General features: G+C 60.4%; 22 protein-coding genes. 11 read left to right on the top strand and 11 right to left on the bottom strand.

The genetic code is table 11. The features are described 5' to 3' along the window. The first annotated feature begins 172 nt into the window (after positions 1–172). On the top strand, positions 173–913 hold the full coding sequence (locus PYR65_RS20545; RefSeq protein WP_276119311.1) for an SDR family NAD(P)-dependent oxidoreductase: 741 nt from the start codon (positions 173–175) through the stop codon (positions 911–913). 65 nt (positions 914–978) lie between these two features. Here PYR65_RS20545 and PYR65_RS20550 read toward each other — a convergent pair whose 3' ends face one another. The 3 genes from PYR65_RS20550 to PYR65_RS20560 form a co-directional block, all read right to left on the bottom strand. Next, complete coding sequence (locus PYR65_RS20550; protein ID WP_276119312.1) at positions 979–1,452, bottom strand: VOC family protein; 474 nt, start codon at positions 1,450–1,452, stop codon at positions 979–981. Between the two features lie 125 nt (positions 1,453–1,577). Beyond that, positions 1,578–2,060 (bottom strand): transcription elongation factor GreA, encoded by a 483-nt coding sequence (greA, locus tag PYR65_RS20555; RefSeq protein WP_276119313.1) that lies wholly within the window; start codon positions 2,058–2,060, stop codon positions 1,578–1,580. 378 nt (positions 2,061–2,438) lie between these two features. Next, positions 2,439–3,464: an IS5 family transposase gene (locus PYR65_RS20560; RefSeq protein ID WP_276118622.1), complete on the bottom strand. Its 1,026-nt coding sequence runs from the start codon at positions 3,462–3,464 to the stop codon at positions 2,439–2,441. A gap of 332 nt (positions 3,465–3,796) precedes the next feature. On the opposite strand from PYR65_RS20560, the gene dapE reads away from it, so the two are divergent. Together dapE and PYR65_RS20570 are read left to right on the top strand one after the other, a co-directional pair. Then, positions 3,797–4,990 carry a succinyl-diaminopimelate desuccinylase gene (dapE, locus tag PYR65_RS20565; protein WP_276119314.1) on the top strand — a complete coding sequence of 398 codons (1,194 nt, stop codon included), beginning with the start codon at positions 3,797–3,799 and terminating at the stop codon, positions 4,988–4,990. Next, positions 4,977–5,588, top strand: a complete 612-nt coding sequence (locus tag PYR65_RS20570; RefSeq protein WP_276119315.1) for a hypothetical protein — start codon at positions 4,977–4,979, stop codon at positions 5,586–5,588. The genes dapE and PYR65_RS20570 overlap by 14 nt, the downstream gene beginning before the upstream one ends. A 15-nt stretch (positions 5,589–5,603) precedes the next feature. Here the strand turns inward: PYR65_RS20570 and truA are convergent, their stop codons facing one another. From truA to def, 5 genes are all read right to left on the bottom strand, one after another. Further along, positions 5,604–6,347 (bottom strand): tRNA pseudouridine(38-40) synthase TruA, encoded by a 744-nt coding sequence (gene truA / locus PYR65_RS20575; RefSeq protein ID WP_276119316.1) that lies wholly within the window; start codon positions 6,345–6,347, stop codon positions 5,604–5,606. Beyond that, positions 6,347–7,282: a methionyl-tRNA formyltransferase gene (gene fmt, locus PYR65_RS20580; RefSeq protein ID WP_276119317.1), complete on the bottom strand. Its 936-nt coding sequence runs from the start codon at positions 7,280–7,282 to the stop codon at positions 6,347–6,349. The genes truA and fmt overlap by 1 nt, the downstream gene beginning before the upstream one ends. Before the next feature lie 21 nt (positions 7,283–7,303). Then, positions 7,304–7,726, bottom strand: coding sequence for a type II toxin-antitoxin system VapC family toxin (locus tag PYR65_RS20585; RefSeq protein WP_276119318.1), 423 nt, complete (start codon positions 7,724–7,726; stop codon positions 7,304–7,306). After that, positions 7,723–8,010, bottom strand: a complete 288-nt coding sequence (locus PYR65_RS20590; protein ID WP_276119319.1) for a FitA-like ribbon-helix-helix domain-containing protein — start codon at positions 8,008–8,010, stop codon at positions 7,723–7,725. The genes PYR65_RS20585 and PYR65_RS20590 overlap by 4 nt, the downstream gene beginning before the upstream one ends. Before the next feature lie 65 nt (positions 8,011–8,075). Further along, the gene (gene def / locus PYR65_RS20595; protein ID WP_276119320.1) at positions 8,076–8,600 is read right to left on the bottom strand and encodes a peptide deformylase; all 525 of its coding nucleotides are present in this window, start codon (positions 8,598–8,600) and stop codon (positions 8,076–8,078) included. 144 nt (positions 8,601–8,744) lie between these two features. Between def and PYR65_RS20600 the strand changes: the two genes are divergently transcribed. The 4 genes from PYR65_RS20600 (at position 8,745) to PYR65_RS20615 (ending at position 14,047) form a co-directional block, all read left to right on the top strand. Beyond that, entirely contained in the window at positions 8,745–9,944 is a 1,200-nt protein-coding gene (locus PYR65_RS20600; protein ID WP_276119321.1) for a DNA recombination protein RmuC, read from the top strand. A 51-nt stretch (positions 9,945–9,995) separates the two neighbouring features. After that, positions 9,996–10,895 (top strand): ribokinase, encoded by a 900-nt coding sequence (locus tag PYR65_RS20605; RefSeq protein ID WP_276119322.1) that lies wholly within the window; start codon positions 9,996–9,998, stop codon positions 10,893–10,895. 288 nt (positions 10,896–11,183) lie between these two features. After that, positions 11,184–13,553 (top strand): methyl-accepting chemotaxis protein, encoded by a 2,370-nt coding sequence (locus PYR65_RS20610; protein WP_276119323.1) that lies wholly within the window; start codon positions 11,184–11,186, stop codon positions 13,551–13,553. Positions 13,554–13,717: 164 nt separating this feature from the next. Further along, complete coding sequence (locus tag PYR65_RS20615) at positions 13,718–14,047, top strand: hypothetical protein (protein ID WP_276119324.1); 330 nt, start codon at positions 13,718–13,720, stop codon at positions 14,045–14,047. Between the two features lie 51 nt (positions 14,048–14,098). Here PYR65_RS20615 and PYR65_RS20620 read toward each other — a convergent pair whose 3' ends face one another. Continuing rightward, positions 14,099–15,043 carry a nucleoside hydrolase gene (locus tag PYR65_RS20620; protein WP_276119325.1) on the bottom strand — a complete coding sequence of 315 codons (945 nt, stop codon included), beginning with the start codon at positions 15,041–15,043 and terminating at the stop codon, positions 14,099–14,101. A gap of 155 nt (positions 15,044–15,198) precedes the next feature. Between PYR65_RS20620 and PYR65_RS20625 the strand changes: the two genes are divergently transcribed. The 4 genes from PYR65_RS20625 (at position 15,199) to PYR65_RS20640 (ending at position 17,610) form a co-directional block, all read left to right on the top strand. Next, positions 15,199–15,630, top strand: coding sequence for an Hsp20 family protein (locus PYR65_RS20625; protein ID WP_276119326.1), 432 nt, complete (start codon positions 15,199–15,201; stop codon positions 15,628–15,630). A 140-nt stretch (positions 15,631–15,770) separates the two neighbouring features. After that, positions 15,771–16,028, top strand: coding sequence for a BQ00720 family protein (locus PYR65_RS20630; RefSeq protein ID WP_037104558.1), 258 nt, complete (start codon positions 15,771–15,773; stop codon positions 16,026–16,028). Positions 16,029–16,257: 229 nt separating this feature from the next. Further along, entirely contained in the window at positions 16,258–16,560 is a 303-nt protein-coding gene (locus tag PYR65_RS20635) for an ArsR/SmtB family transcription factor (RefSeq protein WP_276119327.1), read from the top strand. Positions 16,561–16,620: 60 nt separating this feature from the next. After that, the gene (locus tag PYR65_RS20640; RefSeq protein WP_276119328.1) at positions 16,621–17,610 is read left to right on the top strand and encodes a zinc-dependent alcohol dehydrogenase family protein; all 990 of its coding nucleotides are present in this window, start codon (positions 16,621–16,623) and stop codon (positions 17,608–17,610) included. A gap of 10 nt (positions 17,611–17,620) precedes the next feature. Here PYR65_RS20640 and trmB read toward each other — a convergent pair whose 3' ends face one another. Together trmB and metK are read right to left on the bottom strand one after the other, a co-directional pair. After that, on the bottom strand, positions 17,621–18,319 hold the full coding sequence (gene trmB / locus PYR65_RS20645) for a tRNA (guanosine(46)-N7)-methyltransferase TrmB (protein WP_276119329.1): 699 nt from the start codon (positions 18,317–18,319) through the stop codon (positions 17,621–17,623). Positions 18,320–18,405: 86 nt separating this feature from the next. Then, positions 18,406–19,686: a methionine adenosyltransferase gene (gene metK / locus PYR65_RS20650; RefSeq protein WP_060638123.1), complete on the bottom strand. Its 1,281-nt coding sequence runs from the start codon at positions 19,684–19,686 to the stop codon at positions 18,406–18,408. Positions 19,687–19,850 lie beyond the last annotated feature (164 nt).

Here is a 19,850-nt window from a genome sequence, read left to right on the forward strand (position 1 = left end):
CGATTTTCAACTGATCCAACGCTACAGCGGAATTCGGAGCCGGGGAATGGCCCTCCAGTCACATTTGCAGGATCGCATAGAAATCTCGGAGTATCGTTGTAACGCTTACGCCTTGCTGTGCGGCATGCTGGGTTCATCGGATGAACAGATCCGAAGAATCAAGGAAATTGCCATGACCAGATTGACCGGAAAAACCGCCGTCGTCACCGGCGCTGCCTATGGACCGGCGGCCCGGATCGCCGTCCGCCTTGCAACTGAAGGTGCAGCTGTCATCGTCAACGATACCACGGACACGCATGCCGCCTCCCGCCTTGCCGCCGATATTGTCGGGCTCGGCGGCCGGGCTGTTGGTGTCGAAGGCGATGTCTCCAAATCGCAGGATGTGAAGCGCATCTTCCGGGTGACCAAGGAAATCTTTGGGAGGCCGGATATCATCGTCAACACTGCAAGCCTGGTGCGGGTCGAGCCCAGCCAAGGTGAACCCGCCACCAACGGCACCTTTGCCGTCAATGTCTTCGGTACGTTTCTCATGTGCCAGGAAGCAGCACGCCAGTTTGCCGGCAAGGGCGGCCTGATCCTCAACATGAGCGCCCAGGCTGTCACCGCGCCGGACGTGAGAACCCCGGATGCGGAGATGCAATCCACCGTCCGGAGTGCCATAGACATGCTGACACTCGGCCTTGCCCGCGACTTTGCCGAACGCGGCATCCGCGTGATCTCGATCGATCCTGCGGATTTTGATGCGCAAAACCTCTCCGAGCCCGATCTGTCCGCAAAGAGCCCACGCCGTGTTCCGGCCCTCAGATCGCTGCGCCGTGCCCGTCTGCCGGGCGCCGGCACATCCGGCGCCACCGACGATATCGCCTTCATCCGCAATGACCTCGTCGCATCCGCAGGCTGGCGCGGCTGGTAAAAGCCAGCCGGACCTGCGTCTGTCCGCCTGCGGCTGGGTAAAACAGGCCCGGCGCCTGCGGAACTTCAGCCGCGGCGGGCCGCCTCGATCGCGGCGACATCGATCTTCTTCATCGTCATCATCGCATTAAAGGCACGCTTTGCCTGATCGCCCCCCGCCGCCATCGCGTCGGTCAGCACGCGCGGCGTGATCTGCCAGGAAATGTCCCACTTGTCCTTGCACCAGCCGCATTCGCTCTCGCGGCCACCATGGCCGACAATCGCGTTCCAATAACGATCCGTCTCCTCCTGATCCTCCGTTGCGACCTGAAACGAGAAGGCTTCGTTGTGCTTGAACGCGGAGCCGCCGTTGAGGCCGATACAGGCAACGCCGAGAACGGTGAATTCGACGACCAGCACGTCTCCCTGCTGACCCGACGGATAGTCTCCCGGTGCACGGATGACCGCTCCAACGCTGCTGTCGGGAAATGTTTCGGCATAAAAATGGGCGGCGGCTTCAGCATCCTTCTCGTACCATAGGCAGATGGTATTCTTTGCCATTGCATTATCCTTTCGCTCTTTCACTCTCTCCATTGCGGCGAGAATTAGCACTCGAACCAGACTTTTCCAGCCTGTCAGAACCCATTTCAAACGCGGCACCCAAGGGCGGCGAAGAGGCATTCTCTCTATGCGATGGCGATGATCTCAAGCTCCTGATCGCCGCTGCCGGCGACATCGCCGACGGCCTTGCCGGTCAAGAGCCGGGCGACCGGCGAAACATAGGAAATCGATCCCGCCTTCGGATCCGCCTCGTCCTCGCCGACGATGCGGTACGTCTGGACGCGTCCGTCAATGCGGCTGAAGGTCACCGTACTGCCGAAGGAGACGCTGGCATTCGACACAGGTGCAGGCACCACCTCGGCCGTGTGAACCCTTGCTGCAAAATAGCGTGCATCGCGCAACGGATTTGCCATCTGCCGCCGCCGCTCATTGATATCCTCGATCGTGCTTGCAGCATCGCAGGCCGCGCGCGCCTGTTGAAGCTGCAATTCCAGCGCCCTCAATCCGGCCTCCGTCACCCGGTTCGGATGCTGCGAAACCGGCCGCTCCGGCAGATGGGTTTCCGCAGCCGTCTCAGCACTGTCGTCCTTGGCAAAGGCAACACTCAATTTATAGAACTCCGTTTTGGCATCATGTGGTCCCGCAGGTTTGCGGGACTATCTGAGGGATGACCACGCGCGCGTTTCACCTCGAGCAGTCAAATGCGTGAATAGAAGCCTATCACATGGCTCCGTCATCCACCTGGCACTTTATAACAACGCAACCAAGTCATCATTGAGAAAGGCGAACTTTTCCGGACGTAGCCATAGACCGCTAAGCGGCCGGCAATCTCCCTCTTCTCCCCGGCGGGGACCGTTGCATAATCGTCGAATTGACTGATGTGGCCGCAGGATAAGCGAGTTCTTTTGCCCTGGCTCGGTCGCCTGAGCAGGTTCTGGGCCGGTTAGGGGTGGTTTTTTCAGTTTCTGGGCGCGGTGCGGCCTTGGTCAGGTGGCCATTGTCACCCAGCGGCGCATGTTGAAGGCGATGGCGGCCATCAGCACCTGCGCTTCCGCCTTGGCAAGGCCACGATAGCGGATCAGGCCAAGACCCATGCGATGCTTGAGCGTGGCGAACGTCGTCTCGACGGCCGCCCGCCGCCGCGATATCAGCCGGTTGAACTGTTCAAGCCGCGGCGGCAGAGCGCGATGGTGACGGTTGGGCCGGCGCATCAGCCGTGGCTTGATGCCCTTGTCCTTCAAGGTCTGTTCGCGGGTATGGGTATGATAGGCGCTGTCGGCCATCACGCAGGCCTCGTCGCCGATGATCAGGCGGTCAGCGACGATGGTGTCGTTGACATTGGCCGGCGTGGTGACAATCCTGCGGATCAGGCCGGAACCTTCATCGACGCCGACATGGGCCTTGTAGCCATAGGCCGAACCGGCCTTGCCCTTGCGCAGGGTGAAGCGGGCATCCGGATCGCTCGGCGCCGCACGCTTCAACCGGCCGGTAGGATCGTCGCGGTCCATGCCGGAGATCGCGGCATCGAAGTCGCGATTGCGGCCTTCGGGCGGCCTTGCCGCCGTCGTTTCGATAACGGTCGCATCCAGCATCGTGCCGCGCCGCAGGATCAGGCCGGCGGCATCCAGTTGCCGGTCGAGTTCGGCAAACAGCGTGTCGAGCAGCGCTTGGCTGACCAAAAGGTTGCGGAAGCGGCAAAGCGTCGAATGATCGGGAACCGTCTCATCCAGCGCAAGGCCGACGAAACGCTTGAACGACAGCCGGTCGCACAGCGCTTCCTCAAGTTCCATGTCGGACAATCCGTAAAGCGACTGCAGCAAAAGCGCCTTGAACATCACAATCGGCTTGTAGGCCGGACGGCCGGCGCTCTTGTCGTCACGCAGACGGTTGAGATGCTTCTCGAAACGATACCACTTCACCAGCGACGACAGCCGCTCCAGACGACCGGCACCCTTGCCTTGCGGCATCAGCGCATCCACAAAACTGAACTGGCCACCATTCCGAACCGACATCGCACCATCTCCGCTGCTCGTAACAACAGAGAATCACAACCACAGAATTTTGCAACGGTTCCCGGCGGGGAGAAGGTGGCCCGCAGGGCCGGATGAGGGGGGCGAAGCCACATTGCAAAGTAAAGACTGACATACTGAAGGTCAGAAAAAAACCGGGAAATAAGGCTTTGCTATGCCGAACCGCCCGCTCATCCGCCCTTCGGGCACCTTCTCCCCGCTGGGGAGAAGAGGAGCGTTGCCCCCCCCTCAAGGCGAAGGAAAGGCGGGCTAACCGCGTGACAGTCTGGCAGGGATCGGCTAAACCAAGCCCCGCGAAACAACAGGCTTTCTTGATGACCGCTATCGATCCCGTCGCCAATCTTTCCGCCCTGATCCGCTGCCCGTCCGTGACCCCTGCCGAAGGCGGCGCGCTGACGGCCCTTGAAGCGATGCTGAAGCCGCTCGGCTTTGTCACCCACCGGGTGACGGCGACCGAGGAGGGCACGCCGGATATCGAAAATCTCTATGCCCGGCTTGGCACCGGTGGCCCGCACCTGATGTTTGCCGGCCATACCGATGTCGTTCCCGTTGGCGACGAGAGCGCCTGGACGCATGGGCCTTTTTCCGCCGATATCGCCAATGGCGACATGTATGGCCGCGGCGCCGTCGATATGAAGGGCGGCATTGCCTGCTTTGCCGCCGCCGTTGCCCGCTATATCGAGAAAAACGGCGCGCCTGATGGTTCCATTTCGTTCCTGATCACCGGCGACGAGGAGGGCCCGGCGATCAACGGTACGACCAAGCTGCTCGAATGGGCCGATGCCAAGGGCGAGCGCTGGGATGCCTGCCTGGTGGGCGAGCCGACCAATCCGGATCACCTCGGCGATATGATCAAGATCGGCCGGCGCGGCTCGCTATCGGGAACCATCACCGTGCACGGCGTCCAGGGCCATGCCGCCTACCCGCATCTGGCCGACAGCCCGGTGCGCGGTATTCTCTCCCTCACGCAAGCCCTGATGGACCCGCCCTTTGACGACGGCACCGATAATTTCCAGCCGTCCAATCTCGAAGTAACGACGATCGATGTGGCCAACACAGCTGTCAATGTCATCCCATCCAAGGCTTCGGCAAGCTTCAACATCCGCTTCAACGACACCTGGGAGGCCGACAGCCTCAAGGCCGAGATCATTGCGCGGCTGGACCGTGCCGCAACGGAAAGCCCGCTACGCCCCGGCCGCCCGCCGGTCCGCTACGATCTCGTCTGGAACGAACGCCCCAGCCACGTCTTCCTCACCCGCAACAATGCGCTGATCGCCTCGCTCTCCGGCGCCGTCGCGGCTGTGACCGGCCGCGAACCCAAACTATCGACCACCGGCGGCACGTCGGATGCGCGCTTCATCAAGGATTATTGCCCGGTCGTGGAGTTCGGCCTCGTCGGCCAGACCATGCACATGGTCGATGAACGCGTCGCCGTCGCCGATCTCGAGACCCTGACGCAGATCTACGAAACCTTCCTCAGCCGCTGGTTTGGCCATGCCGCAGATTGAGGAGATCGGAGCCTATCTGAAAGGTGTATGGCTGCTCATTCTGGGGGACAGAAGCGGCTTTGACTGGCTCGATATCACGGTAACGGGCGTCTGGCGCTCGTTTGCCGCGTTCCTCTGGTGCCTGCCGGCCATGGCGGTCGGCTGGGCGGCGTGGCGGCTGTTTTATCTGGAACAGATGCCGACAGGGACCGAAACCGGGCTCGGCTTCATCCTAAAACTGTTTCTCGTCGATATGACCATGTGGATCGTGCCACTGGTGCTGGTCGCCCTGCTGGCAAAGCCGCTCGGCTATGGCGACATGCTGGCCTCGATCATCATCAGCACCAACTGGCTCGCCGTCCCCACGGTCTATGCCATGGCTGTTCCGCTGGCGATCCGATTGGTCATCCCGGGCGGTCAGGGCCTGGCCTATCTCATGTCCCTGATCCTGCTGCTCGTCAATTTCACGGTGATTTTCCGGCTGGTCAAAACCGTGACCAACAACCAGCTTCTGCTCGCCTCGGCGATCTCGGCCCTTTTGATCCTGCCGTCGCTGATGTTGAGCGAAGCCCTGCCGCCGCTGTTCGGCCTGATGCCGGTCTATCCCGCGCCGCTTTGAGGCGCGGATGAGGCCCTAGTAATCGACCTGCATGAAATAAAGCCCCTCCGGCGGCGCGACGGGGCCGCAGGCCTTGCGGTCTCTCGCCTCCAGCGCTGCGCGCACGTCCTCCGGCGTCCAGCGCCCGTCACCCACCATTTTCAGCGTACCGGCAAACGAGCGGATCTGGTTGTGCAGGAAACTCTGCGCCGTCGCCCGGATCTCGATGACATCTTCATTGCGTGTCACATCCAGCCGGTCGAGCGTCCGCCACGGGCTGTTGGCCTGGCAATGCGTGGAGCGGAACGTGGTGAAATCATGATAGCCGACCAAGGTCTGGGCGGCCGCGTGCATGGCCTCGTGATTGAGCTTTTTCGATACCCACCATGCGCGCTTGGCCTCTAAAGCCAAAGGCGATGGCCGCGAAATGATGCGATAGAGATAATGCCGCCGCAGCGCGGAAAAGCGGGCATCGAAATCATCCGGCACATCCGCCGCCTCGATGATCGACACCTGTTGTCCGGCTTGGCCCAAATAGGCGTTCAGTGCATTGCGCAACGTCTCCGGCTTCCAGTCGCGCGAAAGATCCACATGCGCCACCTGGCCACGGGCATGCACGCCGGAATCGGTGCGCCCTGCGCCGCGGATCAAAGCGGGCTCGCGGGTCAGCGCCAGAATGGCCTTTTCGACCGCACCCTGCACGGAAGGACCATTGTCCTGCCGCTGCCAGCCGACATAATTGGAGCCGTCATATTCGATCGTCATGCGAAAACGCGGCATCAGGACAGCCTTGTACCGGCAGGAACGGGCGTGCCGCGCCGGAAGTCATCCGCATTCAGCACCTTGCCGCCGGCCTTCTGCAGCCGGGTCAGCCGCACGGAGCCATCGCCGCAGGCAATCGTCAGATCGTCGAACAGCGCCGTTCCGGTCTCGCCGCCGGCGGTTTCGACGACTGAGGAGAGGACCTTGATCCGCTCCAGCTTGCCACCGGTCTCAAGCTCGAACCAGGCGCCCGGAAAAGGCGACAGGCCGCGAATGTGATTGTGCACTTCCGTGGCCGTCTTGCTGAAATCGATCCGCGTCTCGGCCTTGCTGATCTTGGCCGCATAGAGAACGCCCTGTTCGGCCTGTGGCGTCAACGGCAGGTCGCCGCCATCGAGCCTCTCCATGGCGTCCTTCATCAACCCGGCACCGGCCAGCATCAGCTTGTCGTGCAGTTCGCCCGCCGTCATCTCGCTACCGATGGCGACGACCTTGGTCAGCGCCACGTCGCCGGTATCGAGCCCCTTGTCCATCTTCATCACCATCATGCCGGTCTCATGGTCACCGGCCATGATCGCCCGCTGGATCGGTGCTGCGCCACGCCAGCGCGGCAGGAGCGACGCATGGCCGTTGTAGCAGCCAAGCCGCGTGCCGCTCAGAATCTGTTCCGGCAAAAGCAGGCCATAGGCCACGACGACGGCGACATCGGCATCGAAATCCCGGAAAGTCTGGCGATCCGCAGCATCCTTGAAATTTACAGGCGTCAGAACCTCGATGCCCAGCAGTTCGGCCGCCTGATGCACCGGCGATTTCTGCAAATCGAGACCACGGCGGCCGCCGGGACGCGGCGGCTGCGTGTAGACGGCAACGATCTTGTGACCGGCGCTAGCCAAGCCCGCCAATGTCGGCACCGAAAATTCCGGCGTACCCATGAAGATGATGCGAAGCGGCATGGTGCGCGGTCCCCGTTCTGATCAGGCCCCTTCAAACGGGTTTACGAGCTTCAAATCAAGCCCCTCGAAGTCTTTTGTATTGCGCGTCGCCAGCGTCGCATCATGCGACAGGCAGATGGCGGCGATCATGGCGTCTTGAACGGAGATGGGCCGGCCGACACTTTCACGCTTTGCACTGAGCCTGCCGGCAAATATCGACGTTGCCTCGTTGAACTCGAGCACCCGCCCCCGAAACTGAACCGCGAGCGAATTCTCAAGCGAGCGGATATACCTTTCAGAACCCGTACGCTGATAAAACCGTTCCGCGCCATAGGATTGCTCCATGACGACGATGGCGTTGAGATACAAGTCCAATTCAGCTTGCCTGCGAAACCATGTTGTAACGTTCTTATCCGGGGATGATTTTACAAGCTCCGAAATGATATTGGTGTCGAGGACGATCATTCGAACTCCATGGCCGGACGGCCAAAATCCCTCTTCCGTTCCGCCTCGATTTCATCCAGAACAGCAGAAAAATCGTCACCCAAGCCTTCATCCGCTCCAAACGCGGCGCGCAGAACATCATAGGCCGGTTGCTCATCCAAAGGCTTGATATCGCTCTTGGCAATCAAGCCCCGGCGTAAAAGCTCTTTCGCCTCATCGGAAAGACTACGCCCGGTGCGGTCAGCCGCAGCAGCGATATCGCGCTTCAAAGCATCGGAAATATTTCGGATCAGCAGATCACCCATACGCAACCTCCACTATGATATCAGTGATATCATAGTCTCTCCGGCCCATATTTTCAATGGAAGCGTCAGATCGCCTTGGCGCCGCGGGTCTTGGCGGCCTTGGTGAACTTGCGGATCACCATTTCGCGCTTGAGCTTGGAAATGTGGTCGATGAACAGCACGCCGTTCAAGTGATCGATCTCGTGCTGCAAGCAGGTCGCCAAAAGGCCGTCGGCCTTGGCTGTCAGCTTCTTTCCGTCGAGATCGATATATTCGACCGTAATCGTCGCAGGACGTTCGACCTCGGCATAATAATCCGGGATCGACAGGCAGCCTTCCTCATACACGGACCGCTCGTCCGATGTGGTGAGGATTTTGGGATTGATGAACACCAGCGGCTGCTTTTCCTCGCCGTCCTTGGCAACATCGATCACCAGCATCTGGCGCGGAATGCCGATCTGGATCGCGGCCAGGCCAATGCCCGGCGCGTCATACATCGTATCCAGCATGTCATCCGCCAGATGGCGGATCTCGGCACTGACCGTTTCCACCGGCTGGGACAGCTGGCGCAGCACGGGATCGGGAAGAATGATGAGCGGCTTGATGGTCATCTGGCTCCCATAACCGATCTTTTGCGCCGATGGAATTCTCGTTTTCAAGATTTTTGCAGCCAATGCAGCAGTTTGTATTGGCGCGTTTACCAATGTTCTTGTTTTGATCTAGTCAGCAAACCCGAATCCCCTTACTCTCTTGCGATGGAACCGACAATTCTGACGCTCGATCAACCGCTTTTCATCCTTGGCTCCTACACGGTGACGCCGGGCATGTGCCTGTTCGGCGCTGCCGCAATCGTGCTGTTTGCCGGCATTCCGGCGGTTCTTCGCAGGCGGCGGGACCGGCAATCGGCAGATGATGCCGAGCAGCGGATGACGGCGCTGCTTGCTGCGCAGACCGAGATGCAGGGCCGCATCGCTGCGATGGCCGATGTGTTTGGCGCGCGCCAGTCCGAACTCAACCAGTCGATCAGCCAGCGGATCGACGGCATGACGCACCGGCTGGGCACCTCGATTACCGAGCAGACGAAGGCGACGCATGAAAACCTGCGGCGGCTGCAGGAGCGGCTGGCGGTGATCGATACCGCGCAGACCAATATCCAGTCTTTGGCCAAGGACATGGCCGGGCTGCAGAGCATTCTGTCCAACAAGCAGACGCGCGGCGCCTTTGGCCAGTCGCGCATGGAAACGATCATTGCCGATGGCCTGCCGATGGGCGCCTATGCCTTTCAGGCGACGCTTTCCAACGGATCGCGGCCGGATTGCACCATCCGCATGCCGAACGGCCAGCCGGCCCTGGTGATCGACGCCAAATTTCCGCTGGAGGGCTGGAATGCCATTCGCAGCGCCGAAAATCCTGACATGGTCCGGCAGGCGCAGCAACAGTTTCGCCGCGACATGGAGGTGCATATCCGGGATATCTCTGGAAAATACCTGATCGCCGGGGAAACCCAGGAGACCGCCTTTCTCTTCGTTCCCTCCGAATCGATCTTTGCTGAAATCCACGAGCATTTCGAGGGCATCGTCCAGAAAGCGCACCGGTCGCGCATCGTCATCGTTTCGCCGTCGCTTTTGATGCTGTCCATCCAGGTTATCCAGGCGATCCTGAGGGACGCCCGGATGCGCGAGCAGGCGCATCTGATCCAGGGCGAAGTGATCCGGCTGATGGAGGACCTGACCCGGCTCGACGACCGGGTGCGCAAGCTGCACGGCCATTTCCTCACCACCCAGAAGGACGTCGATGATATTCTGATCTCCTCGGACAAGCTGAAGAAGCGCGGCACGCGCATCGAGGCACTGGACCTCGAGACGGCGGGCGCTGCTCAAGACGGAAAGACCGATCAGAAATCCTTCGATACGCGTATCGGGCAATTGAAGCTGCGGGTGGTTGACGAGGACTAACCCGGTCGGGCACTGTCCCGGAAAAATCGGCTGCCCCGGGAGACACCTTACATGATCACAGTTTTCGGCTCCATCAACATGGACCTGATCGCCACCACCGCACGCCTGCCCAAGCCCGGCGAAACCGTGACCGGCACCGGGTTTTCCACCGCTGCCGGCGGCAAGGGCGCCAATCAGGCACTGGCGGCGCGCCGCGCCGGAGCGGCCGTGCGCATGGCTGGAGCCGTCGGCTCCGACAGCTTTGCCGATGGAGCGCTTGCGCTGCTGAAGCAGGCGGGCACCGACCTGTCGCTGACGAAAACAGTGAGCGAACCGACCGGCACCGCGCATATCCTCGTCGGTGGCGATGGTGAAAACGTCATCGTCGTGGTGGCGAGCGCCAACGGCACGGTCGGCGCAGGCGATGCGCAATCCGCCGTCGAGACGATGGATGCTGGCGATACGCTGATGCTGCAGCTCGAAATTCCGGCCGCTTCGGTCGAAAAAGCGCTCGTTGCGGCCAAGAGCAAGGGCATTACCTCGATCATCAACATTGCGCCGTTGACAGCGGATGCCGCACGGCTTGGCCGGATGGCGGATATTGTCGTCGCCAATGAAACGGAATTCGAGCTTCTGGCCGGGCGCGAAGGGCTGTCGGCTGCCGAGCGTGAGGAGGCCATGCAGGCGCTGTCGCGGGAAACAGGCCAGACTGTCATCGTCACGTTGGGCGCCGAGGGCGTTGTAGCCGTGCGCAACGGCGCGATCCATCGCGCCAAGGGTTTGAAGATCGAGCCGGTCGATACGGTTGGCGCCGGCGATACCTTCTGCGGTTATCTTGCCGCAAGCCTCGATGCCGGGCTCGATTTCGACGCGGCGCTGCGCCGTGCGGCGGTTGCAGGCTCTCTTGCCTGCCTCAATCCGGGCGCCCAGCCGGCCATTCCGCTGGCCGCCGAGGTGGATGCAAAAATCTGACCGGTTCTGAGCGCAACTGCGCCTCAGCGCAATCAGAACAGCGAACGTCGCCCGCACGCCACGCAGTAGAAAATCCCCTATAAACTATGGGATTTCAGTCTCTGACGTTGTTCTAATTTTAATAAATTCCGCGCTATCAAAAAGCTGCAAAGGCCGCCTTCCAAGGATCAAGGGCGGCCTCACGATGCCGGTCGGCATCTGGCGCCCTATGAGGGGGCATCTCCCATCCAAAGATCGCGTCATTCTGCGGCTTGAAATCCGCGGACCTCTCACAATGCGGGGACATTCATGTTCAAGTTCCAGGCCAAATCGCTGGCCACAAAGCTTATCGCGGTCACGGGCGGCACTATCGCGCTCGTCCTTCTCGCCTCCAACTACGTGCTCATTTCCCAGACGCAGGATCGTGTCGAGACGCTGGTCATCGACCAGGCGCGGACCGAAGCGAAATCCATTGCATCCGACATTGCCAGCAACATTGCCGAGCTGGCGGGCGCTGCCCGCTCTACAGCCGGGATCATCGGACGCGGCCAGGAAGGCGGCTATCTCGACCGCAAGGCCGTCGTCGATCTGCTCAAAGCCAATGTCGAAAAGAATACATTCGCGTTTGGCAGCTGGTTTGCCGAAGAGCCCAATGCTTTCGATGGCAAGTCCAAGGATTATGCCGGCCAGAAGGATTTCGGCGCCAGCAAGGACGGAACGCTGAACCCCTACTGGACAAAGAGCAAGACCGGCATCGCGTTTTCGACCTTCGATTCCGACTATGCGGCCGACTGGTATGGGCTGGCTGCCAAGAGCCAGAAGGGCGCGATGTCCCCGCCCTACACCGAGACCACGACGGGCGACAGCAACTCGATGTCCTCGATCGCCTATCCCGTTATCTCCAACGGCAAGCTGATCGGCGTCAGCGGCGTCGATGTTTCGCTGTCCTCGCTTGCCAACAAGATGAAGGATGTCCGCCCCTTCGGCACCGGCCGCGTGACCCTTCTCTCGCAGAGCGGCAAATGGCTGGTCGCACCGATCCCGGACCTCTTGATGAAGGATTATGACGGTATCGGCGCCGATATCGTCAAGACTGCGCTGTCGACTGCAAAGCCGGGCATGATCCATGACCTGACATACGATGGCAACGAAACCTTCGAGCGTGTCGTCTACCCCTTCAGCCTGCCTGACGTGAACACGACCTGGGTCGTGCTCGTCGATGTGCCGCAGAGCGCCATCAACGCCCCCATCATCGATCAGACCTATATGATGATCATCGGTGGCCTGATCGTGCTGGGCGCCGTGCTTCTCGGCCTCTACCTTGCGGTCCGCAGCTTCGTTCAGAAGCCGCTTGCAGGTCTGGTCAGCGATGTGGAAAACCTCAGCAAAGGTGTTTATACCAATGCCGTATCCGGCCAGGACCGCACCGATGAGACCGGTTCCGTCGCCAAGGCGCTTGAAGGCTTCCGCCATAGGCTCGCCGATACCAAGCGTCTGGAAGCCGAGGCGCAGCAGGAGCGCCGGTCGTCCGAACAGCAGCGCAGCCAGTCCGAAGCCGAACGCGCCCAGTCTAGCGCCACCCAGCGCGAGATTGTTGCCAAGCTTGCCAAGGGCCTGTCGCAGCTTTCCTCGGGTGATCTTGCCTATCGCATCACTGACGACTTCCCCGGTGAATATGCCCAGCTGAAGACCGACTTCAACTCCGCCATGGATAGCCTCGAAGAGACGATCCAGACGGTCAACAGCTCGGTCGTCAACATCGGCACCGGCACCAGCGAAATCAGCAACGCTGCCAACGATCTTTCGCACCGCACCGAGCAGCAGGCCGCAAGCCTGGAAGAAACGGCAGCGGCGCTCGATCAGCTGACCTCGCAGGTCAATGCCAGCGCCGACAATGCCAAGGTGGCGGCAAAATCCGTCGAGACCGCCAGCAGCGACGCCGAACAGTCCGGCGAAGTGGTGCAGAAGGCGATCGCCGCGATGAAGGGCATCGAGCAGTCCTCCGGCGAAGTCAGCCGCATCATCGGCGTTATCGACGAGATCGCGTTCCAGACCAACCTCCTGGCGCTCAATGCCGGTGTTGAAGCGGCCCGCGCCGGGGATGCCGGCAAGGGATTTGCCGTGGTTGCCCAGGAAGTGCGCGAGCTTGCCCAGCGCTCGGCCAATGCCGCCAAGGAGATCAAGCAATTGATCAACACCTCGGCCGGCCAGGTTCGCGATGGTGTCGATCTCGTCGGCCGTGCCGGTGGCGCGCTGCAGAAGATCGCCGACCAGGTGGTGCAGATCAACGGGCTCATTCGCCAGATTTCCGGCTCGGCCTCGGAACAGGCTGTCGGCCTGAAAGAGATCAACACGGCGGTCAACCAGATGGACCAGGTGACCCAGCAAAATGCTGCGATGGTGGAAGAGACAACCGCCGCCAGCATGGCGTTGAACGAGGAAGCCCGCGCGCTGAGCACGCTCGTCTCCCGCTTCCATGTCGCCCGTCACGGCCAGCCGTCCACCGAGATGCTGCGCAACACGGCCGACCGGATGCGGGCACCAGTCCGGTCATCCGCGCCTGCCTACAGTGCGCCTGCGAAATCCGCTCCGGCCCGCTACAGTGCGCCGGCGCCAAGGGCGGTGCCGCAGGTCTCCGGCAACACTGCGCTTTCCCAGGATAATTGGGAAGAGTTCTGAACTGATAACACAACCTACGGGAACGGCGCCCTTGCGGCGCCGTTTTTCGTTCAGGCATTCTGCGGCTTTTTTTAGTATTTCCAATATTTTAGATGAACGACCGGTTCACATTGCGTTCATAGCGATAAGCGCAAGGTCCGGCATCACATCGAAAGGATGGAACTATGAACACGACAATCAAGACACTGGGCGCCGCTGCCATCGCCGTCATGGTCGGCCTGACATCGTTCATGCCGGCATCTGCAGCACCGGTCCGGGCAAACGACGTTCAGCTGTCGTCCAGCGTCGAACTGGCGCAGTACCGCCAGCGCGATTCGGATGCGCCGCGCTGGAAGAAGCGTCACCAGAACAGGCATGATCGCGCCGAGCGCCGCCAGGAACGCCGGGGCTATTGGAACGGGCACCGTGGTTACCGCGAACATCGCCGCGGCTACCGCCGCCATAGCGACGGCTACTACTATTCTCCGGAAGTTTTCCGTCTTTACATTCGCTAACTGAGAAACGGCCGCCACTTTGAAACGTGGCGGCCGGTTCGTTTGAAGAGGTTACAGCCGGGCGATGCGCTCGGTCAGAAGGTCGAAGAAACCCTGGTCATCGACCTCGCGCATGACCTTGGCATTGTGCTTGCGGCCAGTCACCTGCCACCAATCGACGACGGTCATGCCCACGGTGAGTTCGGACCTGGTCTCGATCTCAACGTTGCAATCGCGGCCCTTGAACAGGTCGGGACGCAGGACATAGGCGATCACGGTCGGATCATGCAGCGGGCCGCCATCGGAACCGTATTTCTCGATATCGAAGCGCTCGAAGAATTCCAGCATCTCGGCCATCGCAACCGCTGCCGGCGAGCCGATCGCCTTGATCTTTTCGACGCGGGCCTTGTGGGTTAAAACCCGGTGCGTGACATCCAGCGGCATCATCACGATCGGAATGCCCGACTTGAAAACGATGTCGGCGGCGTCCGGATCGACGTAGATATTGAATTCGGCTGCCGGCGTAATGTTGCCGCCCTCGAAGAAGCCGCCCCCCATCATGACGATTTCGCGCACGCGCGGTGCAATCTGCGGCGCCTTGTTGAGCGCCAGCGCGATATTGGTGAGCGCACCTAAGGTACAGAGCGTGACGGTGCCAACCTCTTCCGAAAGCAGGGTCTCGATGATGAAATCGACCGCGTGCTGTGTTTGCATCGGCATGGTCGGCTCCTCGACCACCGGGCCGTCCAAGCCGGTCTTGCCATGCACATGTTCGGCTGTCACCAACTGGCGTACCAGCGGCCTGTCGGCTCCGGCATAGACCTTAACGTCGCGGCGGTTGCACAATTCGCAGATCACCCGGATATTGCGGGAGGTCAACGCCACCGGCACATTGCCGGCAACTGCGGTGATCCCGAGCACGTCCAGTTCGCCAGGGCTGCCGAGCGCCAGCATGATGGCGGCGGCATCGTCCTGCCCCGGATCGGTATCGATGATAATCTTTCTCGGCGCGGGCATGCGGGTCTCCTCCAAATCAGCGAGCGGGACTATGATTTGCCTCTTGGTCCAGTGCAAGCGCCTTGCACTCGCTACGCACAGCTACCATATTGAAGCCTCTCGGATGCTGCCTCGCAGGTCCGTCAAAACAGTCGCTTGAGCTGCAAGGACTAGATATGACCCGGATCACGCCCTTTACGAGCCCGCTGCTGCTCGGTTTCGACGCGATGGAAAAGACCCTTGAGCGCATTGCCAAGGGCAATGACGGCTACCCTCCCTATAATATCGAGCGCGTGCGCCGGGACGACACATCCGGCGAGCCGGACAGCCTGCGAATCACGCTGGCCGTTGCCGGTTTTTCAGAAGACGATCTCGACGTCACGACCGAGGAAAACCAGCTGATCATTCGCGGGCGCCAGACTGAAACGGGGGAACGCGACTATCTGCACAGGGGCATTGCGGCGCGCCAGTTCCAGCGGATGTTCGTACTTGCCGAGGGAATGCAGGTTTCCAAGGCGCAGTTGAAGAACGGCCTGCTCTCTGTCGATCTCATTCGTCCAGAACCTGTCCGTATGGTAAAGAAAATTAATATTTTGGTCGCAGAGTAGGATAACCGGCAGCCTCTGCCGGCTGCACCAAGGACCCGGCCGCTCCCAATGGCCCCGAACTTCGTACAGTAAAATCAATGTGTTGCGGGTTTCAATTGTCTTATCGGCGATGGAATCGGCAAAGCCACGGAGTACGACTCATGGGATTGAAACACGTCAGCTCGCATCTGTCGAAAAATGACCTGGCGCATCTGGGCGCCGGCGAAGTTGGCTATATTCGCAAGATGCGCTCGGACGAAGTGTCCCGCGTCTTTCCGGAAGCGCCCAATATGGATCCCGACCTCGACCTATGGGCACTGTTCGGTGCCGACGGCACGCCGATCCTTCTGACCGACAACCGTTCCAGCACCTTCTTCAAGGCCGCAGAAGACGACCTGCGCACCGTGAGCCTGCATTAAATCACAGGCAAGTGACATTGCGGCTTAGTTTTGATCGACGTTCAGGATTGAACTGAGCCGCTGTCTCCTCATCGCGGCGCTTCGACGATTTCGCCTTAGACGTCATAGACGCCGCCTCTCCTGCGGATTGATGGGCCCTTCGTCGCCTTCCGGCGTCCCATTCCCGAAGCCGAAACATGACCGCCCCTGACCGTATTGACATATCGGTAAATCTCGATATTATCAGCGCATGGATTTGCTCGAAATATTCAAAGCCCTGTCAAACCGCACACGACTTGAAATCGTGCAGGGTTTGAAGGATCCCGTGAAGAACTTCCCTCCACAGGATGAAGGTGACGTTCTGACGGTCGGGGTCTGCGTCAGCAGCATTCAAGAGGGCGTCGGACTGTCGCAATCGACGGTGTCCGATTATCTTGCGACGCTGCAACGAGCAGGCCTGGTGGAAGCCAGGCGCATCGGCCAGTGGACCTACTATAAACGCAACGAAACAACCATCAGCGCTTTGGCCGGGATCATCGGCAAAGACCTGTAATTTTTACCATAGAATATCGGTAATTCGCGATATTTCTTTTTAACGAAACGAGGATTTGCAATGAAAGCGATGATGCTTCACTCTTTTGGCGGCCCGGAAGCGTTCAAACTTCGCGACGTGCCGACGCCTGTTCCGCATGCGGGACAGGTCCTGGTGCGCGTCCATGCGACGTCGATCAATCCCTTGGATTACCAGGTCCGGCGCGGTGACTATCGCGACCTGGTGCCATTGCCGGCCATTACCGGTCATGACGTATCCGGAGTGGTGGAAGCAGTCGGCCCCGGCGTGACGATGTTTTCTCCAGGAGACGAAGTCTGGTACACGCCGCAAATATTCGACGGGCCGGGAAGCTATGCCGAATACCACGTTGCGAACGAAAACATTATCGGAACAAAACCCAGTTCGCTCAGCCATCTCGAGGCGGCAAGCCTGAGCCTGGTTGGCGGTACCGCGTGGGAGGCCCTGGTCGTCCGTGCAGCTCTCAGAGTTGGGGAAAGCATCCTGATCCATGGCGGTGCGGGAGGGGTCGGCCATGTGGCGATCCAGCTCGCCAAAGCCATCGGTGCGAACGTGTTCACGACCGCACGCGAGGATAACTTCGCGTTCGTACGCAGCATGGGCGCGGACGTTGTCATCGACTACAGGAACGAAGATTATGTCGATGTTATCATGCGGGAAACGGGGGGCCGTGGCGTCGATGTCGTGTTCGACACCATTGGTGGCAACACATTGGCGCGCAGCCCGGATGCGCTCGCACAACTCGGCCGCGTTGTCACGATCGTGGACATTACAGAGCCACAGAACGTCGTTCAGGCCTGGGGCAAGAACGCGAGTTACCACTTCGTTTTCACACGGCAAAACCGGGGCAAGCTGGACGAACTGAGCGCACTGGTAGAGCGCGGGCAGTTGCGGCCCCATGTGGGCGCCGTCTACCCGCTTGCCGACATTCCCCTCGCCCATGCCCGGCTGGAGGCCCCCAACAACGGCCTTCGTGGAAAAATCGCGATCGCAGTCGAGCCTTCGGCTCATCCCGCAAATGCGGACATTTGACCGTTGAGTGTTAGAGCCGCCGGAATGTCAGATAGGCGGACTTGCGGCCTTCCCGGCGTGCCTTGGCCTCATAGCGCGTGCTCGGCCAGCCGGCATAGGGCGTCAGCCAGTCACTGGCATTTTCGGCCGTCCAGTCGAATGCCGGGTGGTCGTGGCAATGCGACAGCGTCCAGTTGACATAGCTATCGATATCGGAGGCGAAGCAGAAGATGCCGCCGGGTTTCAGCACGCGCGCGAACCGGTCGAGATTGACCGGGGAGACGAAGCGGCGTTTCCAGTGCTTCCGCTTCGGCCAGGGATCGGGATAGAGAAGATCGATCTGGTCGATCGCGTTTTCCGGCAGCCAGTCCAGAACCTGCGTCGCGTCGTCATCATGCAGGCGGATGTTTTCGACACCGCGCTCCTCGATATATCCCACCAGCTTTGCCATCGAATTGACGAAGGGCTCGACGCCGATAAAACCGGTCTCTGCGTCTTCGGCCGCGCGGTGGATCAGGTGCTCGCCGCCGCCAAAGCCGATTTCCAGCCGCACGCGGCCCACCGGATTGCGAAACAGCGTCTTCACGTCGTCCGGTGCCGGCGATGCCAGATCAAGCCTCAGCAAGGGAAGCACGGTTTCGAGATGCGTCGCCTGCAGCGCGCGCAAAGGCTTGCCCTTGCGGCGGCCGAAGAAAGCTTCGGTCGAACGGCTGCGATGCTGGTCAGTCATGGCAATGTCTTTCACGATAAAAGCGGACGTCTCCGTCAGGAAACATCCGCTTTACAGTTTTATCGGCAGGTCCGTAAAGAGCCGGATCAGGCGGCCTTCAGGGCTTCGTCCTTCAACGCATCCTTGAGCGGCTTGACGAGATCAAGCTTTTCCCAGGAGAAGGAGCCGTCGCGGCCGGCCTTGCGGCCGAAATGACCATAGGCCGAGGTCTTGGCATAGATCGGCTTGTTGAGGTCCAGATGACGGCGGATGCCCGACGGGGACAAATCCATCGTCTTGCGGATCGCAGCTTCGACCTGGTCTTCCGTCACTTTACCGGTGCCATGCAGATCGACATAGATCGACAAAGGCTGTGCGACGCCGATCGCATAGGCGATCTGGATCGTGCAGCGGTCTGCCAGACCGGCGGCAACGACGTTCTTGGCAAGGTATCGCGCCGCATAGGCTGCGGAACGGTCGACCTTGGTCGTGTCCTTGCCGGAGAATGCGCCGCCGCCATGCGGGGCTGCGCCACCATAGGTATCGACAATGATCTTGCGGCCGGTCAGGCCCGCATCACCATCCGGCCCGCCGATCACGAACTTGCCGGTCGGGTTGATGTACCAGTTGCAGTCATCGGCAATGGCGATGTCATGCAGCGCTTCGCGGATATAGGGCTCGACGACGCTGCGAACCTTGGCCGAATCCCAGCTTTCATCGAGATGCTGGGTCGACAGGACGATCGAGGTTACTTCCGCCGGCTTGCCGTCGATATAACGGACCGTGACCTGGCTCTTGGCGTCAGGACCCAGGCGGCCGGCGTCGCCGCCGCCCTTCTTGCGGGCCGTGGCAAGCAGATCGAGAATGCGGTGCGAATAATAGATCGGCGCCGGCATCAATTCTGCGGTTTCCTTGCAGGCGTAACCGAACATGATGCCCTGGTCGCCAGCGCCTTCGTCGCCCTGCTTGTCGGCGGCATTATCGACGCCCTGGGCGATATCGGCCGACTGCGGATGCAACAGCACGTCGATCTTGGCGGTCTTCCAGTGGAAGCCTGCCTGCTCGTAACCAATTTCGCGGATGGCCTTGCGGGCGGCAGCCTTGAACTTGGCCGGGTTGATAACCGGATGTCCGGCGGCATCTTTCAGGACGTTGCCGTCCTTGTCCTTCTTCAAAAGCGTGTCCGGCACCCGCACTTCGCCGGCGATCACCACGCGGTTGGTGGTTGCCAACGTCTCGCAGGCGATGCGAACTCCCCAGGGGTCAACCCCGGTCTTGGCGGCTTCACGATACACAAGGTCAACAATTTCATCGGAAATCCGGTCACAGACTTTGTCCGGATGACCTTCTGCCACGGATTCACTCGTAAACAGGTAGTTAGCGCGCATGCGGGAAGTCCCCTCAAAGAAAAAACTGCTTCAACCGTGTTAGTGATTTTGCCAGGAAATGACAAGCACACAAGGACATAAATATATCTTTATATGGGTAATGGAGGAACAGTTTTCCGGGCTTTTGATGCTTAAAAGCCGCATTTCAGCAATTTGAAGAGCGT

It is taken from the genome of Pararhizobium qamdonense (assembly GCF_029277445.1).
Classification (GTDB): domain Bacteria; phylum Pseudomonadota; class Alphaproteobacteria; order Rhizobiales; family Rhizobiaceae; genus Pararhizobium; species Pararhizobium qamdonense.

Excerpts from the sequence above, each read along its gene's own strand:
- PYR65_RS20630 (WP_037104558.1), top strand. The coding sequence starts at position 15,771 with ATGGGATTGAAACACGTCAGCTCGCATCTGTCGAAAAATGACCTGGCG.
- truA (WP_276119316.1), bottom strand. The coding sequence starts at position 6,347 with ATGCCGCGTTTTCGCATGACGATCGAATATGACGGCTCCAATTATGTC.
- PYR65_RS20545 (WP_276119311.1), top strand. The coding sequence starts at position 173 with ATGACCAGATTGACCGGAAAAACCGCCGTCGTCACCGGCGCTGCCTAT.
- dapE (WP_276119314.1), top strand. The coding sequence starts at position 3,797 with ATGACCGCTATCGATCCCGTCGCCAATCTTTCCGCCCTGATCCGCTGC.
- PYR65_RS20615 (WP_276119324.1), top strand. The coding sequence starts at position 13,718 with ATGAACACGACAATCAAGACACTGGGCGCCGCTGCCATCGCCGTCATG.
- PYR65_RS20610 (WP_276119323.1), top strand. The coding sequence starts at position 11,184 with ATGTTCAAGTTCCAGGCCAAATCGCTGGCCACAAAGCTTATCGCGGTC.
- fmt (WP_276119317.1), bottom strand. The coding sequence starts at position 7,282 with ATGCCGCTTCGCATCATCTTCATGGGTACGCCGGAATTTTCGGTGCCG.
- PYR65_RS20570 (WP_276119315.1), top strand. The coding sequence starts at position 4,977 with ATGCCGCAGATTGAGGAGATCGGAGCCTATCTGAAAGGTGTATGGCTG.
- metK (WP_060638123.1), bottom strand. The coding sequence starts at position 19,686 with ATGCGCGCTAACTACCTGTTTACGAGTGAATCCGTGGCAGAAGGTCAT.
- PYR65_RS20550 (WP_276119312.1), bottom strand. The coding sequence starts at position 1,452 with ATGGCAAAGAATACCATCTGCCTATGGTACGAGAAGGATGCTGAAGCC.
- PYR65_RS20585 (WP_276119318.1), bottom strand. The coding sequence starts at position 7,726 with ATGATCGTCCTCGACACCAATATCATTTCGGAGCTTGTAAAATCATCC.
- PYR65_RS20620 (WP_276119325.1), bottom strand. The coding sequence starts at position 15,043 with ATGCCCGCGCCGAGAAAGATTATCATCGATACCGATCCGGGGCAGGAC.
- trmB (WP_276119329.1), bottom strand. The coding sequence starts at position 18,319 with ATGACTGACCAGCATCGCAGCCGTTCGACCGAAGCTTTCTTCGGCCGC.
- PYR65_RS20560 (WP_276118622.1), bottom strand. The coding sequence starts at position 3,464 with ATGTCGGTTCGGAATGGTGGCCAGTTCAGTTTTGTGGATGCGCTGATG.
- PYR65_RS20590 (WP_276119319.1), bottom strand. The coding sequence starts at position 8,010 with ATGGGTGATCTGCTGATCCGAAATATTTCCGATGCTTTGAAGCGCGAT.
- PYR65_RS20640 (WP_276119328.1), top strand. The coding sequence starts at position 16,621 with ATGAAAGCGATGATGCTTCACTCTTTTGGCGGCCCGGAAGCGTTCAAA.
- PYR65_RS20600 (WP_276119321.1), top strand. The coding sequence starts at position 8,745 with ATGGAACCGACAATTCTGACGCTCGATCAACCGCTTTTCATCCTTGGC.
- PYR65_RS20625 (WP_276119326.1), top strand. The coding sequence starts at position 15,199 with ATGACCCGGATCACGCCCTTTACGAGCCCGCTGCTGCTCGGTTTCGAC.
- PYR65_RS20605 (WP_276119322.1), top strand. The coding sequence starts at position 9,996 with ATGATCACAGTTTTCGGCTCCATCAACATGGACCTGATCGCCACCACC.
- PYR65_RS20635 (WP_276119327.1), top strand. The coding sequence starts at position 16,258 with ATGGATTTGCTCGAAATATTCAAAGCCCTGTCAAACCGCACACGACTT.
- def (WP_276119320.1), bottom strand. The coding sequence starts at position 8,600 with ATGACCATCAAGCCGCTCATCATTCTTCCCGATCCCGTGCTGCGCCAG.